Annotated in this window: 18 protein-coding genes; 14 read left to right on the forward strand and 4 right to left on the reverse strand. The window is 71.0% G+C overall.

Annotation, left to right across the window (positions count from 1 at the left end; translation table 11 throughout):
• The first annotated feature begins 71 nt into the window (after window positions 1–71).
• The 12 genes from ABT127_RS27220 to pstB all read left to right on the forward strand — a co-directional run bounded on the left by ABT127_RS27220 (window position 72) and on the right by pstB (window position 12,955).
• Window positions 72–467 (forward strand): GntR family transcriptional regulator, encoded by a 396-nt coding sequence (locus ABT127_RS27220; protein ID WP_351455281.1) that lies wholly within the window; start codon window positions 72–74, stop codon window positions 465–467.
• The gene (locus ABT127_RS27225; protein ID WP_351455183.1) at window positions 464–1,357 is read left to right on the forward strand and encodes an ABC transporter ATP-binding protein; all 894 of its coding nucleotides are present in this window, start codon (window positions 464–466) and stop codon (window positions 1,355–1,357) included. Before ABT127_RS27220 ends, ABT127_RS27225 begins: the two co-directional genes overlap by 4 nt.
• Window positions 1,354–2,364 (forward strand): ABC-2 membrane transporter-related protein, encoded by a 1,011-nt coding sequence (locus tag ABT127_RS27230; RefSeq protein WP_351455185.1) that lies wholly within the window; start codon window positions 1,354–1,356, stop codon window positions 2,362–2,364. Before ABT127_RS27225 ends, ABT127_RS27230 begins: the two co-directional genes overlap by 4 nt.
• Complete coding sequence (locus ABT127_RS27235; protein WP_351455188.1) at window positions 2,361–3,305, forward strand: ABC-2 membrane transporter-related protein; 945 nt, start codon at window positions 2,361–2,363, stop codon at window positions 3,303–3,305. Before ABT127_RS27230 ends, ABT127_RS27235 begins: the two co-directional genes overlap by 4 nt.
• Window positions 3,306–3,375: 70 nt before the next feature.
• Window positions 3,376–4,347 (forward strand): ABC-2 membrane transporter-related protein, encoded by a 972-nt coding sequence (locus ABT127_RS27240; RefSeq protein WP_351455191.1) that lies wholly within the window; start codon window positions 3,376–3,378, stop codon window positions 4,345–4,347.
• Between the two features lie 268 nt (window positions 4,348–4,615).
• Entirely contained in the window at window positions 4,616–7,078 is a 2,463-nt protein-coding gene (locus ABT127_RS27245) for an RNA degradosome polyphosphate kinase (RefSeq protein WP_502971790.1), read from the forward strand.
• Entirely contained in the window at window positions 7,059–8,120 is a 1,062-nt protein-coding gene (locus ABT127_RS27250; RefSeq protein ID WP_351455195.1) for a CHAD domain-containing protein, read from the forward strand. The genes ABT127_RS27245 and ABT127_RS27250 overlap by 20 nt, the downstream gene beginning before the upstream one ends.
• On the forward strand, window positions 8,117–8,593 hold the full coding sequence (locus ABT127_RS27255; RefSeq protein ID WP_351455198.1) for an NUDIX hydrolase: 477 nt from the start codon (window positions 8,117–8,119) through the stop codon (window positions 8,591–8,593). Before ABT127_RS27250 ends, ABT127_RS27255 begins: the two co-directional genes overlap by 4 nt.
• A 220-nt stretch (window positions 8,594–8,813) precedes the next feature.
• Window positions 8,814–9,950 (forward strand): phosphate ABC transporter substrate-binding protein PstS, encoded by a 1,137-nt coding sequence (gene pstS, locus ABT127_RS27260; RefSeq protein WP_351455201.1) that lies wholly within the window; start codon window positions 8,814–8,816, stop codon window positions 9,948–9,950.
• Window positions 9,951–10,063: 113 nt separating this feature from the next.
• A complete protein-coding gene (gene pstC, locus ABT127_RS27265) occupies window positions 10,064–11,071 on the forward strand; it encodes a phosphate ABC transporter permease subunit PstC (protein WP_351455203.1) in 1,008 nt (335 codons plus the stop codon).
• Window positions 11,068–12,132: a phosphate ABC transporter permease PstA gene (gene pstA / locus ABT127_RS27270; RefSeq protein WP_351455206.1), complete on the forward strand. Its 1,065-nt coding sequence runs from the start codon at window positions 11,068–11,070 to the stop codon at window positions 12,130–12,132. Before pstC ends, pstA begins: the two co-directional genes overlap by 4 nt.
• 46 nt (window positions 12,133–12,178) lie before the next feature.
• Window positions 12,179–12,955: a phosphate ABC transporter ATP-binding protein PstB gene (gene pstB, locus ABT127_RS27275; protein WP_351455209.1), complete on the forward strand. Its 777-nt coding sequence runs from the start codon at window positions 12,179–12,181 to the stop codon at window positions 12,953–12,955.
• 213 nt (window positions 12,956–13,168) lie between these two features.
• On the opposite strand, the gene ABT127_RS27280 is transcribed toward pstB, so the two are convergent.
• Both ABT127_RS27280 and ABT127_RS27285 read right to left on the reverse strand, forming a co-directional pair.
• Window positions 13,169–14,167, reverse strand: coding sequence for an inorganic phosphate transporter (locus ABT127_RS27280; protein ID WP_018527889.1), 999 nt, complete (start codon window positions 14,165–14,167; stop codon window positions 13,169–13,171).
• A gap of 9 nt (window positions 14,168–14,176) precedes the next feature.
• Window positions 14,177–14,797 (reverse strand): DUF47 domain-containing protein, encoded by a 621-nt coding sequence (locus ABT127_RS27285; protein WP_111665497.1) that lies wholly within the window; start codon window positions 14,795–14,797, stop codon window positions 14,177–14,179.
• A 181-nt stretch (window positions 14,798–14,978) separates the two neighbouring features.
• On the opposite strand from ABT127_RS27285, the gene ABT127_RS27290 reads away from it, so the two are divergent.
• Entirely contained in the window at window positions 14,979–15,323 is a 345-nt protein-coding gene (locus tag ABT127_RS27290) for a metal-sensitive transcriptional regulator (RefSeq protein ID WP_111665498.1), read from the forward strand.
• Window positions 15,324–15,405: 82 nt separating this feature from the next.
• Here ABT127_RS27290 and ABT127_RS27295 read toward each other — a convergent pair whose 3' ends face one another.
• Both ABT127_RS27295 and ABT127_RS27300 read right to left on the reverse strand, forming a co-directional pair.
• Window positions 15,406–15,591 carry a hypothetical protein gene (locus tag ABT127_RS27295; protein WP_351455214.1) on the reverse strand — a complete coding sequence of 62 codons (186 nt, stop codon included), beginning with the start codon at window positions 15,589–15,591 and terminating at the stop codon, window positions 15,406–15,408.
• Between the two features lie 140 nt (window positions 15,592–15,731).
• Complete coding sequence (locus ABT127_RS27300) at window positions 15,732–16,616, reverse strand: SCO4651 family lipoprotein (protein ID WP_502971791.1); 885 nt, start codon at window positions 16,614–16,616, stop codon at window positions 15,732–15,734.
• A gap of 133 nt (window positions 16,617–16,749) precedes the next feature.
• On the opposite strand from ABT127_RS27300, the gene ABT127_RS27305 reads away from it, so the two are divergent.
• A complete protein-coding gene (locus ABT127_RS27305) occupies window positions 16,750–16,914 on the forward strand; it encodes a hypothetical protein (protein WP_351455217.1) in 165 nt (54 codons plus the stop codon).
• Window positions 16,915–16,978: the final 64 nt, after the last annotated feature.

Raw genomic sequence — 16,978 nt, forward strand, 5'->3', positions numbered from 1 at the left:
TCACCCTTTCACTACTTGATTAGTGAAAGGGGGGTACGCCAGTGGCCAAGGACGACCGGCCGGCCGAGCCGGTGATCGAATTCCGCATCGACCGCCACAGCGGCGTCGCCACCTACCTGCAGATCGTCCACCAGACGGAGCAGGCGCTGCGGCTCGGCATGCTCGAGCCCGGCGACAAGCTGCCCACGGCCCGCGAGGTCGTCGAGGCGACGGCCATCAATCCGAACACGGTGCTCAAGGCGTACCGCGAGCTGGAGCGCGAGGGCCTCGTGGAGGCCCGCCGGGGCCTGGGCACCTTCGTGCGCAAGTCCCTGGGCTCCGGCCCGGCGGACTCACCGCTGCGCAGCGAGCTGGAGGACTGGACGAGACGGGCGAGGGAGGCGGGGATGGACCGCGAAGACGTCGCGGCCCTGTTCACCGTCGCACTGGAAGCACACTTCAGCACCACCACCAAGGGGACTTCATGAGTACGGCGATCGAGGCGACGGGCCTCACGAAGCGCTACGGCCGACGGGGCACCGCGGCCCTCGACGACTGCTCGTTCCGCCTGCCCACGGGCCGGATCAGCGCCCTCGTCGGGCCGAACGGCGCGGGCAAGTCGACCCTGCTCGCGATAGCGGCCGGCCTGCTGCGGCCGAGCGCGGGCGAGCTGCGCGTGCTCGGCGCCGTCCCCGGCGAGGCCCGCGCCAAGGTCGCCTATCTCTCCCAGGACAAGCCGCTGCACCCGCAGCTGTCCGTCGCGGACACGCTGCGCATGGGCGCCGAGCTGAACCAGGAGCGGTGGGACGCGGCCTACGCGACACAGATCGTCGAGGCCGGCTCGCTCGACCCGAAGGCGAGGATCCGCTCGCTCTCCGGCGGCCAGCGCACCCGCGTCGCGCTCGCCCTCGCCCTCGGCAAGCGCCCCGAGCTGATGCTCCTCGACGAGCCGATGGCCGACCTGGACCCGCTGGCCCGGCACGAGCTGATGGGCACCCTGATGGCGGACGCCGCCGAGCACGGCACGACCGTGCTGATGTCGTCCCACATCGTCTCCGAGCTGGCCGACGCCTGCGACCACCTGCTGCTCCTCGGCGGTGGCCGGATCCGGCTCGGCGGCGGCATCGACGACCTGCTCGGCGCGCACAGCCTGGTCACCGGCCGCGGCGAGCTGTCCGGCCACACCGTCATCGAGTCCCGCGCCTCGGGCCGCGGCGTCACCGCGCTGATCCGCAGGGAAGGCCCCGTGGGCGACGGCTGGCAGGTGCAGGAGCCCTCCCTGGAGGAGCTGCTCCTGGCCCACCTGCGCTCTCCCGAGGCCCCGGCCCTGCTCACCCCGAGCACCGAGGCCGCGCACCCGACGGCGGTGACCGCGTGAGCACCACCCTCGACAAGCCCGCCACGGCCTCCGGCAAGCCGCCGCTGCGGCGCACCCTGCCCAGCGCCGACGGCCTGGTCTGGACCGTGCTGCGGCTGCACCGCACCGCTCTGTGGGTGTGGACCGGCTATGTCGCCGTCAGCGTCGGCCTGCTGCTGTGGCTGTGGGGCCCCGGCGCCGCCACGGCACAGAAGGCCTTCGACGCGTTCGGGTACGCGGGGACGCAGGAGACGGCCTGGAAGGGCATGTCCTTCTCCCTGACCTCCTTCGGCACCTCCTTCGACTCCCTCTTCTACGACCCGGCGACGTTCACCCGGATCGCGGCGGTCGTCGTCGCCGCCTTCGCGGCGGGCCCGCTGATCGCGCGGGAGCTGGAGCTGGGCACCGCCCGCCTCGCCTGGACCCAGTCGGTGTCCCCGGCCCGCTGGCTCACCGCCAAGCTGGCCCTGCCCGCGATCGCCGTCACCGTCGGCACCGGCCTGATCGTCGCCCTGTACGTGCCGGTGTGGCGGTCCCACAACCACCTGCTGCTCGCCGGCATCGGCCCGCGCTCCTTCTACTTCAACATCGGCCCGGCGACGATCGCGAACGTCCTGTTCGGCCTGGCGCTCGGCGTCTGCGCCGCGCTGGTGATCCGCCGCACGCTGCCCGCGATCGTGGTCGCCGGGACCGGCGCCTATCTGGCCGGCGCGCTGCGCTCCAACTCCTGGCCGTTCCAGGGCATGTACCAGCAGCCGGAGATCCCCGTCCACAACAGGGCGATCACCTCCACGGGCGCACAGATCGCCGACCCCGGGTGCTACGCGGACCAGAAGTGCCTCGCCGCGCACCACGTCACCGGCTTCGACCGGCACTACCTGCCCTCGCCGGACTACTGGCCCCGCCAGCTCACCGAGACGGGCATCCTGCTCGCCCTCACCGCCGTCCTCGTCGTCACGGCCTTCCTGGTCCTGCGCCGCTACCAGCCGAAGAAGTCCCCGAAGCCCGCCGAGGGAGCCGCCGCGTGAGCACCCTCTCCTTCTCGCCCCGCTCGGGGCTGACCTGGACCGTGCTGCGGCTGCACCGCGGCACCCTGTGGCTGTGGACGGCGTACGTCGTCCTCCTCGCGGGCGTCCTGCTGTGGGCCTGGGGCCCGGGCGCCTCGGGCCTGGACATCACCGGAGTCTGCGACCCGGCGGTGGCCAACGAGTGCGTCGCGAAGGGAGCGACCGCGGGCACCTTCCACTACGCCCTGTCGTTCGTGGACCTCTTCCTCTCGCTGCTGCCGCCGGCCGTCGCGGTGTTCGCGGGCGGCGCCCTGATCGGCAGTGAACTGGAGAGCGGAACCGCCCAGTTGGCATGGACCCAGTCCGTGTCTCCGGCCCGCTGGCTGACCACGAAGCTGGCGCTGCCCGCTCTGGCCCTGGTCACCGGCACCGCGCTGCTGGTGGTGCTGCGCCGCCAGGTCTCCGTGGCGGCACCCGGCCTCCACCAGAGCCAGTGGTACTCCGGCGGCTTCGAGGTCCAGGGCCCCGTCGCGGTCGCCCTGCCCCTGCTCGGCCTCGCCTGCGGGGCGCTGATGGCGCTGATCCGCCGGCGCTCGCTGGCCGGCGCCGGTCTCGGCCTGGTGCTCACCCTGGCGCTGACCACGGCCGCCGGAGTGCTGCGCCCGTACCTGTGGCCCACCGTGACCCGCGTGGGCACGGTCGCCCAGGGCTACCTCAAGTTCACCGGCGAGGTGACGAGCGAGGGAGCGGTCACCACCTCCGGCGCACACATCGCCGACCCCCTGTGCGTGACCGACCGGGCCTGCATCGCCGACCACCACATCACCGGCTTCTACCGCGAGGGCCACCCGCCCTCCCACTTCTGGCCGCTCCAACTGGTCGAGACGGGGCTGCTGCTGGCCGTCACCGCCCTGATCGTGTCCGTCACCTACGGCATCCTGCGCAGGAGGGTCACCCGATGAGCGCCACGGCCGCCGCCCAGACCGCCCCGGCGCTCCGCGCGCCGCGGCCCCGCGGAAAGAGATCCGGCTCATGACCCAGACGCTCCCGGCACCCCCGCGCACCCTGCGCGCCCTGCGTCCCTCCGGCACCGTGTGGGCGGCGCTGCGCCTGCACCGGATCGCCCTGTGGGGGTGGCTCGCGCTGGTCCTGGCCACGAGCGGCCTGCTGCTGTGGCTGCTCGGACCGGGAGCGGATGCGGCCGCACGACAGCTGGCCCGATGCGCGCCCTCGGACTGTGAGTTCATCGGCGGCCCGTCGTTCCACTACGACCAACTCCTGCGACTGGTGGGCGCGTTCCTCTACCTGACGCCGTACATCGCGGCGCTCTTCATGGGTGCCGTCTGTGTGGGGCGCGAACTGGAGCGCGGGACCGCGCAGTTGGCCTGGGTGCAGTCCGTCAGCCCGGCCCGCTGGCTGGCGACGACGGTCGGGGTGCCGGCGGCCTGGTTCCTCGCCGGGATGGTTCCCCTGGTCACCCTGCACCATCTCGTATGGGCGACCGGGCCGGGTCCGCTCATCCCTTGGCACGACGAGTACCTGTTCCTCGGTACGGGCCCCCTCGCGCCGGCCCGCGTCCTGCTGGGCCTCGCGGTCGGCGCGCTGGGCGGAGTCCTGTTCCGCAAGGCCCTGGCCGGTGGCGTCGCCGGGGTCGCCGCCCTCCTGATGACCGGGTGGCTGAGCTCGCGCTACCGCGTCAGCCTGTGGCCCACCGTCACCGAGCACGGCGCGCTGCCGCCGGTCCCGCCCGCCGATTCCCAGGTGCTCAGGCGCGACGTCGTCACCGCGGCCGGCGAGCGCGTCACCAACGACCTGGCGTGCGTCGACGCGGAGACCGAGGCAAAGCTGAGGCACTGCGCCCGCGGCTTCCAGGACTTCTCGGTGACGTACCACCCGCCGTCCCACTACTGGCCCCTCCAGCTGACGGAAGCGGCCGGATCGCTGCTCCTGACAGCAGCGGCGACAGCACTGGCCTTCACCCTCCTCCGCCGCCACACCCCGTAACCACCACCGCCCCACCGCCCCACCGCCCGTCGCCTTGGGCAATCTGCCGCCAAGGGCGGCAGGGTGGGCAAGGCGGCCCCCCGGCGCGGGGCGAGCGCCCGTCGGACCCGCGCCACAGCCCGGCCCCGCATCCCGGCCCCGCGCACGGCCGTCAGACCCCGGAAGGACAGACCCCGGCCCCCCGTAGACGCCGGGGAGCCGCCCGCCCATAGCCCGCACGTCATATCGCCGTAACCAGTGATTCAGACGCGGTTGCGACCCTCACGGAATGCAGCCCCCCGCGTCGGACACCCCCTCGACCCCGCCGGAACCCCCCACCCCGCAAGCGCCCACCCCCGGCAGGCTCCGCCTCGCCCCCGCGCTCAGCGACCTTCCCGGCGCGCCCGAGACCGTCTCCGCGCGGAAGAATGGGCCCATGAGCCAGCCGAACGCCGCCCAGGACCAGTCCGCAGCCGAGTCCGAGCCCTCCTCGGCCCCCTCGGCATCGCACCCGCAGCCCTCCGTGGGCTCCCTCGCAGCGCACCGCCCGCACCCGGTGGCCAGCGGCGACTACGAACGGTCGGCCGCGAAGCTGGCCGGCATCGTCGCGGACATCGACGCGGACCCGGACGACTACACGGACGACTACGCGGCGCAGGACGGCGCGGAGCTGCCCCAGGGCCGCTTCCTGGACCGGGAGCGCAGCTGGCTGGCGTTCAACGAGCGGGTCCTGGAGCTGGCCGAGGACCCGAGCACGCCGCTCCTGGAGCGGGCGAACTTCCTGGCGATCTTCGCCTCGAACCTGGACGAGTTCTTCATGGTCCGCGTGGCCGGCCTCAAGCGCCGCATCGCGACCGGCGTCGCCACCCGATCGGCCTCGGGCCTGCAACCGCGTGAAGTGCTCGAACTGATCTGGAACCGGTCCCGGGAGCTCATGGCCCGGCACGCCGCCTGCTACCAGGACGAGGTCGCCCCGGGCCTGGCCGACGAGGGCATCCACGTCGTGCGCTGGAACGAGCTGACCGACAAGGAGCAGTCCCGGCTCTACACGCTGTTCATGCAGCAGATCTTCCCGGTGCTCACCCCCCTCGCGGTGGACCCGGCGCACCCCTTCCCGTACATCTCGGGCCTGTCCCTGAACCTCGCGGTCGTGGTCAGCAACCCGGTGAGCGGCCACCGCCACTTCGCCCGCGTCAAGGTCCCGCCGCTGCTCGCCCGCTTCCTGGAGGCGTCCCCGCAGCGCTACGTCCCCATCGAGGACGTGATCTCGGCGCCCAAGCACCTGGGCGAGCTGTTCCCCGGCATGACGATCGAGGAGCACCACATGTTCCGCGTCACGCGGAACGAGGACCTGGAGGTCGAGGAGGACGACGCCGAGAACCTCCTCAAGGCGCTGGAGAAGGAGCTCATGCGGCGCCGCTTCGGCCCGCCGGTGCGCCTGGAGGTCGAGGAGACGATCGACTCGGAGGTGCTCAGCCTCCTCGTCCGCGAGCTGAAGATCAGCGAGGCGGAGGTCTATCCGCTCCCCGGCCTGCTCGACCTCACCGGCCTCTTCTCCATCGCGGGCATCGACCGTCCCGAGCTGAAGTACCCGAAGTTCGTCGCGGGCACGCACCGCGACCTCGCCGAGGTGGAGTCGGCGTCGGCGCCCGACATCTTCGCGGCCCTGCGCAGTCATGACGTGCTGCTCCACCACCCGTACGACTCGTTCTCCACCTCCGTCCAGGCGTTCCTGGAGCAGGCCGCCGCCGACCCGGACGTGCTGGCCATCAAGCAGACGCTGTACCGGACCTCGGGCGACTCCCCGATCGTCGACGCGCTGATAGAGGCCGCCGAGGCGGGCAAGCAGGTCCTCGTCCTGGTCGAGATCAAGGCCCGCTTCGACGAGCAGGCCAACATCAAGTGGGCGCGGAAGCTGGAAGAGGCGGGCTGCCACGTCGTCTACGGCCTGGTGGGCCTCAAGACGCACTGCAAGCTCTCGCTCGTGGTCCGCCAGGAGGGCGAGTCGCTCGTCCGCTACAGCCACGTCGGCACCGGCAACTACCACCCCAAGACCGCCCGCCTCTACGAGGACCTGGGCCTGCTCACCGCGAACCAGGAGGTCGGGGCCGACCTCTCCGACCTCTTCAACCGGCTCTCCGGCTACTCGCGCCGCGAGACCTACCGCCGCCTCCTCGTCGCCCCCAAGTCCCTGCGCACGGGGCTGATCACGCGGATCGAGAAGGAGGTCCAGCACCACCGTGCGGGCCGCCCGGCGTACGTCCGCATCAAGGTCAACTCGATGGTCGACGAGGCGATCATCGACGCCCTGTACCGGGCGTCGCAGGCAGGCGTCCCGGTCGACGTGTGGGTGCGCGGCATCTGTGCCGTGCGCCCCGGCGTCACCGGCCTGTCGGAGAACATCCGGGTCCGCTCGGTACTCGGCCGCTTCCTGGAGCACTCCCGGGTCTTCGCCTTCGGCAACGCCGGCGAGCCCGAGGTGTGGATAGGCAGCGCCGACATGATGCACCGCAACCTCGACCGCCGCATCGAGGCCCTGGTCCGCGTCGAGGACCCGGCCCACCGCGCCGCCCTCAGCCGGCTGCTCGAAACGGGGATGTCCGACACCACCGCCTCCTGGCACCTGGGCCCGGACGGCAACTGGACCCGGCACGCGACCGACCCGTCGGACCCGGCCGGACGCCCCCTGCGGAACGTACAGGAGATGCTCATAGACGCCCGGAGGCGCCGGCGTGGCACAGCAACACCTTGAGTCCAGCGAGCCGTCGGGAACCGGCCCGCACCCCGGGCCGGCGAACGGTCCGGCCGGCGCCCCGCGCCCGGGCGCACCCGGCACACCCACCGCTGCGGAGGACGGCGACATCCTCGGGACGTACCTCCGGGAGCAGGCGACCGAGTTCCTGCGCTCGCTGCGCCGGCACGGCGAGAGCGGCGCGGCGGGCGGCCCCGCGGCCGAGGCGGCCCGCACCCTGCGCCGCGCCGCCCGCCGGATCAGCGGCACCCTGCACACCTTCCGCCCGCTCCTCGACGCGGAGTGGTCGGACGAGCTGCGCCCCGAACTGGCCTGGCTGTCCGGCACGCTGGCCCAGGAGCACGCCTGCGCGGAGCGGCTGGTCCGGCTGACCGACGCCCTGCACCGGCTGACGTCGGCGGCCTCCGGTTCCACCGGCGGCGCCCTGCCCCAGCAGGCGACCGCCGCCTCGGCCCCGGCCACCACCCTGGCCCTCGGCTCGGCCAAGGCGGCGGCGCTCCTCGACCGCCAGCTCACCCTCGCCAGGACGCGCGCCCACAGCGCCGCCCTGCAGTCCCTGGGCAGCCCCCGCTTCCACGCGGTCGCGGACCGGGTCGCCGTGCTGGCCAGCGAGGTGCCGCTGGCCGCGGCGGGCGGCGGCGCGCTGTCCAAGCTGGCCGGGGAGGCCGAGTCCCGCCTCACCGAGGCGGTCGGCGCCCTGCACCACCCGGGCGGCCGGCTCCCCACCCCGTACAACCCGGACGCGGACGCGCCCTGGCACCACGTACGCCTCCTACTGCGCCTGCACCGCTACGCGCAGGAGGTGCTGCCCGGCGCGGACCGGGCGTCCGTGAGACTGACCGCCGCGGCGCACGCCCTCAACACGCACCGCGACGCCGCGGAGGCCGCGGCAGCGGCAGCGCACGCGGCGCGCACCCCGCGCATCGCCCCCGCGACGGCGTACGCCCTCGGTGTGCTCCACGCCGACCAGCGCCATCAGGTGGAGGCCGCAAGGAACGCGTTCGGACAGACGTGGCAGCGAGAGACGGTGAGAACCCCATGACCCTGCCCGACCCCTACGACACCGACGCCCACGAGACCCACGACGCCCGCACCACCAACGACCCCGACGACACCGTGCTGGCCGCGGGCTGCATCCTGTGGCGCCGCGCCCTGCTCGACGACGGCCTGGAGATCTGCCTCGTCCACCGGCCCAAGTACGACGACTGGTCGCACCCCAAGGGCAAGCTGAAGCGCGGCGAGACCGCGCTGGCCGGCGCGCTGCGCGAGGTGCGCGAGGAGACCGGCCACGAGTGCGCGCCGGGCGCCGTCCTGCCCACGCTGCGCTACACGGCCAACGGCCGGCCCAAGAAGGTCAGCTACTGGGCGGCGGAGGCCACCTCGGGCGCCTTCCTGCCCAACCGCGAGGTGGACCGCATCCTCTGGCTGCCGCCCACCGCGGCCCGCAACCGCCTCACCCAGCCCCGCGACCGCAAGCTCGTGGACGCGCTCCTCGCCGCGCTGCACATGACGTGACGTAACCCCTCCGTGACCTAACCACACCGCCTGCTTAGGTTCACCCTCCGTTCACTCACGGCCATCGGTCACTTCACCTGATCTGCTTAATTTCAGCCTTACGCGGTGCGGCCCCGGCAACGGGAAGCAGCTCGCCGCTCGACTGACATTCCGCAGACTTTCGCACGCCGCCGCAGTGCCAGACACCCCGGCCGGCGGCTCCTGGAAGGAACATCCGAAGGTGAAGCTTCAGCGCAAGAACCGGCTCCGCGCCCTCTCTCTCGGCGCTCTCGCCGTCTCCGGCGCCCTGGCCCTCACGGCGTGCGGCTCGGACGACACGAACTCCGGCGGCAGCAGCAACAGCAGCGCCAGCACGTCCGGCAGCGCCAAGAACATCGAGTGCAAGGACGCCAAGGGCCAGCTTCTCGGCAACGGCTCGTCGGCCCAGGCGAATGCGATCGACGCGTGGCGCCAGACGTTCTCCCAGGCCTGCTCGGGCGTGCAGATCAACTACAAGCCCGAGGGCTCCGGCGCCGGTGTGACCGCCTTCAACCAGGGCCAGGTCGCCTTCGCCGGCTCCGACTCGGCGCTCAAGCCGGAAGAGGTCACCGCCTCCAAGAAGGTCTGCAAGGGCGGCCAGGGCATCGACCTGCCGATGGTCGGCGGCCCGATCGCCGTCGCGTACAACCTGGACGGCGTCGACAGCCTCGTCCTGGACGGCCCGACCCTCGCCAAGATCTTCGACTCGAAGATCACCAAGTGGGACGACGCGGCGATCAAGAAGCTGAACCCCGACGCCAAGCTCCCCTCCACCAAGATCCAGGCGTTCCACCGCTCGGACGAGTCCGGCACCACGGACAACTTCACCAAGTACCTCAAGGCCACGGCCGCGAGCGACTGGAAGTATGAGGGCGGCAAGGCCTGGCAGGCCAAGGGCGGCCAGTCCGCGCAGGGCTCCTCCGGCCTCGCCCAGCAGGTCAAGCAGACCTCCGGTTCGATCACCTACGTCGAGCTGTCCTACGCCAAGGACGGTCTGAAGACGGTCGACATCGACACCGGCGCCTCCGCCCCGGTCAAGGCCACCACGGAGAACGCCTCCAAGGCGATCGCCGACGCCAAGGTCGTGGGCACGGGCAAGGACCTCGCCCTGGAGCTGAACTACGCCACCAAGGCCGACGGCGCCTACCCGATCACCCTCGTCACCTACGAGATCGTCTGCGACAAGGGCAACAAGTCGGACACCCTCGCCGCCACCAAGTCCTTCCTGACCTACATGGCCAGCGAGCAGGGCCAGGGCGCCCTGGCCGAGCTGGGCTACGCCCCGATCCCGGCCGAGATCAACGCGAAGGTCCGCGAGACCGTCGCGAGCATCAGCTGACCCCGCGTGCGGGCCGCTCACCCGGGTGAGCGGCCCGCACCGTCCGGTGCACCGCCGCCAGAAGCTCCGTGACCTCCTCATCGGGTCCGGGACTTCGCAGACCGGAGAACCCCATGGACATCACCACGCAACCACCCGCGCCACCGGCGCCCACCGACCGCCCCACCACCGGCCAGGCCAAGCGCGCCGCCCGCGGCGCCACCCGCCCCGGAGACCGGATCTTCCTCGGCCTCTCCCGCGGCGCGGGCATCCTGCTCCTGGTGGTCATGGCCGCCATCGCGGTCTTCCTGACCTACCGTGCCGCTCTCGTCCTCCCCGACAACAACGGCAACTTCCTCACCACGTTCGAATGGAACGCGACGGCCGAGCCGCCCGTCTTCGGCATAGCCGTGCTGGCCTTCGGCACCGTCGTCACCTCGATCGTGGCCATGCTGATCGCGGTCCCGGTCGCCGTTGGCATCGCGCTCTTCCTGACGCACTACGCGCCGAAGCGGCTGAGCGGCTCCATCGCCTACGTGATCGACCTGCTGGCCGCCGTGCCCTCGATCGTCTACGGCCTGTGGGGCGCCCTCTTCCTGGTGCCGCACATGGAGGGCCTGTTCGGCTGGCTCGACGACTACTTCGGCTGGACCGGCATCTTCGCCTGGGAGGGCGGCGCCCCGCGCACCCTGCTCACCGTCGGCATCCTGCTGGCGATCATGATCCTGCCGATCATCACGAACGTCTCCCGCGAGGTCTTCAAGCAGGCCCCCCTGATGCACCAGGAGGCGGCCCTCGCGCTCGGCGCCACCCGCTGGGAGGTCATCCGCATGTCGGTGATCCCCTTCGGCCGGTCCGGCGTGATCTCGGCCTCGATGCTCGGCCTCGGCCGCGCGCTCGGCGAGACGATGGCCGTCGCCACGGTCCTCTCCCCAGACTTCCTGATCCACGCCAGCCTGCTCGACCCGGGCGGCGGCACCTTCGCGCAGAACATCGCCGCGAAGTTCGCCGAGGCCAACGACCAGGGCCGTGACGCCCTCATCGCCTCCGGTCTCGTCCTCTTCGTCATCACGCTGATCGTGAACGGCGCGGCCCGCATGATCATCGCCCGCCGCAAGGAGTACTCGGGGGCCAACGCATGAGCACCACCACCCCTCTCGTGAAGCGCCCCGGCTCGCTCAGCGCCGCCCGGCTGCCCCGCTGGTTCCCGTGGGTGGCGGCCGTCGGCTCGGTCGCCGTCGGCTGCGCGATCGGACTCGGCGCCGGTCTGTCCAGCCGCGTCCAGTGGGGCCTGCTCGCCGCCCTGGTCTTCGTCCTCGGCACCTACGCCATCGCCACGAAGGTCGAGGGCCGGCGCCAGGCCAAGGACCGGGTCGCGACCAGCATCATCTGGGTGTCGTTCATCCTGGCCGTGATCCCGCTCGCCTCGCTCGTCTACGAGACGGTCAAGCGCGGCGTGAAGGTGCTCGACCCGTACTTCCTGACCCACTCGATGGGCTTCGTCACCAGCTACCAGCCCGGCGGCGGCATCTACCACGCCCTCCTCGGCACCCTGGAGCAGGTCGGCCTCGCCACCCTGATCTCGGTCCCGGTCGGCCTGCTGACGGCGATCTACCTGGTGGAGTACGGCCGCGGCAAGCTCGCGAAGGCCGTCACGTTCTTCGTCGACGTCATGACGGGCATCCCCTCCATCGTGGCGGGCCTGTTCATCCTGTCCTTCTGGATCCTCATCCTCGGCTTCGGCTACTCCGGCTTCGCCGGCTCGATGGCCCTGTCCATCCTGATGATCCCGGTCGTGGTCCGCTCCACCGAGGAGATGCTCAAGCTCGTCCCGAACGAGCTGCGCGAGGCCTCCCTCGCCCTCGGCGTGCCGAAGTGGCGCACGATCCTCAAGGTCGTCCTGCCGACGTCGATCGGCGGCATCACCACCGGCGTCATGCTGGCCATCGCCCGCATCGCCGGCGAGACCGCCCCGGTCCTCCTCCTGGTCTTCGGCAACCCGCTGATCAACGCGAACCCCTTCGACGGACCGCAGGCGTCCCTGCCGCTCTACATCTACGACCAGTACGCCAAGAGCGGCGGCAGCCAGGCCGCGTACGACCGTGCCTGGGCCGCGGCCCTCGTACTGATCGCCTTCATCATGATCCTCAACCTCGTGGCCCGCGGCATCGCCCGCTGGAAGGCCCCGAAGACGGGCCGCTGACGCGGCTGTATTCAGCGACTCGAACTCTCGGAAGCGAAGTAATCCCATGGCCAAGCGAATAGACGTAAGCGGTCTGACCGCCTACTACGGATCCCACAAGGCGATCGAAGACATCTCCATGACCGTCGAGCCCCGCTCGGTGACGGCCTTCATCGGCCCCTCCGGCTGCGGCAAGTCGACGTTCCTGCGCACCCTCAACCGGATGCACGAGGTCACCCCCGGCGGCCGCGTCGAGGGCAAGGTCCTGCTGGACGACGAGGACCTGTACGCCTCCACGGTCGACCCGGTCGCCGTGCGCCGCACGGTCGGCATGGTCTTCCAGCGCCCCAACCCCTTCCCGACGATGTCGATCTTCGACAACGTGGCGGCGGGCCTGAAGCTCAACGGCACGTACAAGAAGGCGGAGCTCGCCGAGGTCGTCGAGAAGTCGCTGAAGGGCGCCAACCTCTGGAACGAGGTCAAGGACCGCCTGAACAAGCCCGGCTCGGGCCTCTCCGGCGGCCAGCAGCAGCGCCTCTGCATCGCCCGCGCGATCGCGGTCGAGCCCCAGGTCCTGCTCATGGACGAGCCCTGCTCGGCCCTCGACCCGATCTCCACCCTCGCCATCGAGGACCTGATCGGCGAGCTGAAGGAGCGCTTCACGATCGTCATCGTGACGCACAACATGCAGCAGGCGGCCCGCGTCTCGGACCGCACCGCGTTCTTCAACCTCGCCGCCGTGGGTCAGCCCGGCAAGCTCATCGAGATCGACGAGACGGAGCGCATCTTCTCCAACCCGTCGGTCCAGGCCACCGAGGACTACATCTCGGGCCGCTTCGGCTGATCCCGCCCCTCCCCCGATCCCCTCGTGGCGCTGCATGGCGGTGCCGCCACGAGGAAAGAGAGAAGACCCGCCCCCGAAAGGGGGCGGGTCTTCGATCTTGGCGGCGCGGGGAACTGCGCGACCAGCAACGACGAAAGCCGCGGACGCACCCGCTCGTGCACCGAGCAGACGCGTCCGCGGCTTTTTCTGGCTGGGCGCAGACCCCGCCGGGGCTTAGCCGAAGGCCAGCCAGACGATCCCGTAAGAAGCGGCAGCGACCAGGGCGGCGGCCGGCATCGTGATGAACCACCCGATGACGATGTTCTTGGCGACACCCCACCGCACGGCGTTCACCCGCTTCGTGGCCCCGACACCCATGATCGCCGAGGTGATGACGTGCGTCGTCGAGATCGGCGCGTGGAACAGGAACGCCGAGCCGAACATGATCGAGGCGCCGGTCGTCTCGGCGGCGAACCCCTGCGGCGGGTCCAGCTCGATGATCTTGCGGCCGAGGGTCCGCATGATGCGCCAGCCGCCCGCGTAGGTGCCGAGCGACAGCATCACGGCACAGACGATCTTGACCCAGACCGGAATCGGGTCCTCGAACGTCTCGTGGCCGCCGATGACCAGCGCCATGACCACGATGCCCATGGTCTTCTGCGCGTCCTGGAGGCCGTGGCCGAGCGCCATGCCGGCCGCGGAGACGGTCTGCGCGATCCGGAAGCCGCGCTTGGCCTTGTGCGGGTTGGACCGCCGGAAGAGCCACATGATGGCCGTCATCACCAGGTAACCGACGACGAGACCGATCACCGGCGACGTGAACATCGGGATGACGATCTTCTCCCACACCCCGGACCAGTAGACGGTGGTCCCGCCCGCGAGGGCGGCACCCACCATTCCACCGAACAGGGCGTGCGAGGACGAGGAGGGAAGCCCGAAGTACCAGGTGATGAGGTTCCACACGATGGCACCGGCGAGGGCGGCGAACAGAATGCCCATGCCCTTGTCGCCCTCGGGGGTCGCGATGATCCCCTCACTCACCGTCTTGGCGACACCGCTGCCGAGGAAGGCACCGGCGAGGTTCATCACAGCGGCCATGGCGAGCGCCGCACGGGGCGTCAGGGCACGGGTGGATACGGAAGTGGCGATGGCGTTCGCGGAGTCGTGAAAGCCGTTCGTGTACGTGAATCCGAGCGCGACGCCGATCGTCACGATCAGGGAGAAGGTGTCCATGAGCCGGCCTCAGGACTCCTTCACGGCGATGGTCTCCACCGTGTTGGCGACATGCTCGAACGCGTCGGCGGCTTCCTCCAGCACATCCACGATCTGCTTCAGCTTCAGCACCTCGATGGCGTCGTACTTGCCGTTGAAGAGCGTGGCCAGAAGCTTGCGGTGGATCTGGTCGGCCTGGTTCTCCAGACGGTTGACCTCGATCCAGTACTCGGTGAGGTTGTCCATCGTCCGCAGATTGGGCATGGCCTCGGCGGTCAGCTCGGCCGCCCGCGCCAGGACCTCGATCTGCTGCTCGACACCCTTGGGCAGTTCCTCGACCTGGTAGAGGACGACGAGGTCGACGGCCTCCTCCATGAAGTCCATGATGTCGTCGAGGGACGACGCGAGGTTGTAGATGTCCTCGCGGTCGAAGGGTGTGATGAACGAGGAGTTCAGCTGGTGGAAGATCGCGTGGGTGGCGTCGTCACCGGCGTGTTCGGCTGCCCGCATCCGCTCCGCGATCTCGGCCCGGGCGGAGGAGTCCGCACCGAGCAGTTCCATCAGGAGCTTCGAGCCCGTGACGATGTTGTCCGCGGATGCGGCGAACATGTCGTAGAAGCTCGTCTCCCTGGGGGTCAGACGAAAGCGCACGTGGGGTCCTCGGGGTGCTCTGGATTGGGTCAGGCTGATGCTAGGCGCATCATCCGGCCACGGCTAACCGGCGTTCCCCCAGTGTCGCCCATCAGGCACAGTGATCAGCACGGGGTGCGGCAAATCGGTTACCCTATACCCACCGGGGGTATACGAGCATGACAACGGGAGGTCGGACACGATGACCACGGACGCCACCGAAGCAGAGCCCACGGCCGAGATCGTGACCGACCACGACCGCGGCATCCACGGCTACCACCACCAGAAGGCCGAGCACCTCAAGCGCCTGCGCCGGATCGAGGGCCAGATCCGCGGACTGCAGCGCATGGTGGACGAGGACGTCTACTGCATCGACATACTCACCCAGGTCTCGGCCTCCACGAAGGCCCTGCAGTCGTTCGCGCTCCAGCTCCTGGAGGAGCATCTGCGCCACTGTGTGGCGGACGCCGCACTCAAGGGCGGCGACGAGATCGACGCCAAGGTCGAAGAGGCCACGAAGGCGATCGCGCGACTGCTGCGCACCTGAGCACCCGAGCACCCGAGCACCCGAGCACCCGAGCACCCGAGCACGCGGAACGGGCGACGGCCCGAAAAGGCCGTCGCCCGCGTCAGTGCAGGTCGCCCGGGCTTTCGGGCAACGCCTCAGCGACCCGCAGCACCTCGTCGATCCGGTCCGCGCTGAGCCGTCCCTCGGAGACGGCGGAGGCCGCGATGATCAGCTCTCCGCAGAGCTCGATCTCGGCGAGGGCGACATAGTCCTGAACAGCCGTACCGCCCACCGGAGCCACGTCCATCACCCCTTCCGCGGTTGCCGACTCATGGAGTCGGCTTCCTAGAGTAGGCAGCCGCACACGCCCGGCGCATGGCACGGAAGAACCATTTCCGCTCCCCCGGAGGGCCCCCGGGCGGACCCCGCGGGCACCCACCGGGCGCACTACCGCTCGGCGACCTTCCCCGCGAAGATGTCCTTCTTGTCCGGAAGCTCGACCTTCGCCGGCCTGCCGAACTCGTAGAGCAGCGTCGTCGAGGCGACGTCCACGTCCTTCTTCGGCTCCCCGGCCGCCTGCTGCTCCGCGAAGCTGAAGCGGTGCGTGATCTTCCGGATCAGTCCCTCGTCGTCCAGATACACGTCGAAGGGCACCGGCGAACTGCCGAACCCTTTCACCGCGGCCGCCAGCGCCTTACGGTTCCCCGCGGACGCGGCCTTCGCCGCGGCGGCGAGATCGATGCGCCCCTTGTAGTGCCGGGTCGGCACCCCGGCGACATCGGCCTCTCCCGCGTACGTCACGTCCCGCGCGCCGCGCAGGAGTTCGGCGGCGGTGAGCGGATCGGTGGCACCGCCGGTGACCAGATTGCCGTCGTTGAGGGACGCGGTGTCGAGGCGGACCCACTTGTCGGCGGGCACGCCCGCGCCCCGGTTCTTCATGTAGAGGGCGCCGGGCACGAGGAGTTCGGTGATGGGCCGGTGCTCCTGGGCCCCGGCCGCGTCCTGCGGCAGCCGCACCTGGAGCTGCCCGAGCCCGGCCCGGTAGTCGTACACGCCCTCGCCCCGGATGGTGACCCGGGTGCCGCCGCTGGCCATCTGCATCGACGTCCGCGCCCGCGAACTGCCCTCACGGACCAGCCGGTCCGGGGCGTCCCGCACGGCCTTGACCGGGTCGCTCTCGCGGTCCCCCGCGCGGGCGCCGCCACCGCACCCGGCCGCACCCGCCACGACGCCCGCCAGGGCGACGGCGACCGCCGCCGTTCTGCGTGCCGACCGCGGCGATCCCATCGGGCCCGCCGAGCCCGCCGAACTCCCGTCCTGCTGCACCACCATCGCTTGCCTACCCCCAAGCCTGTCCGTGGGTCGTGCGGCCCCTCTGTCGTTCCGGTTAACGACGAGTAGGGTCACCCGTCACGCGAACGGGGGGTTTACAGAAGGGTTCACACAACCCCGCTACCGTGGCGCCGTGGACGGGCGACAGCAGGACCAGCAGCAGACGGACCACGCCACGACGGTCGCGGAACAGGGCAGATTCTGTCTCGCCCGCTGCACGTGCGGCTGGCGCGGTCCGGCCAGAAGGGCCCGCAGCAGGGCCCGTACGGACGCACAGGAACACGTCGACGCCGCCTGACGGGCCCCGCGGGGTACAGGGAACCCACGGCTCCCAGTTCTCGTCTCGTACCCCGGGGGCTACG

Source organism: Streptomyces sp. NPDC001904, from assembly GCF_040297005.1.
Taxonomy (GTDB): Bacteria; Actinomycetota; Actinomycetes; order Streptomycetales; family Streptomycetaceae; genus Streptomyces.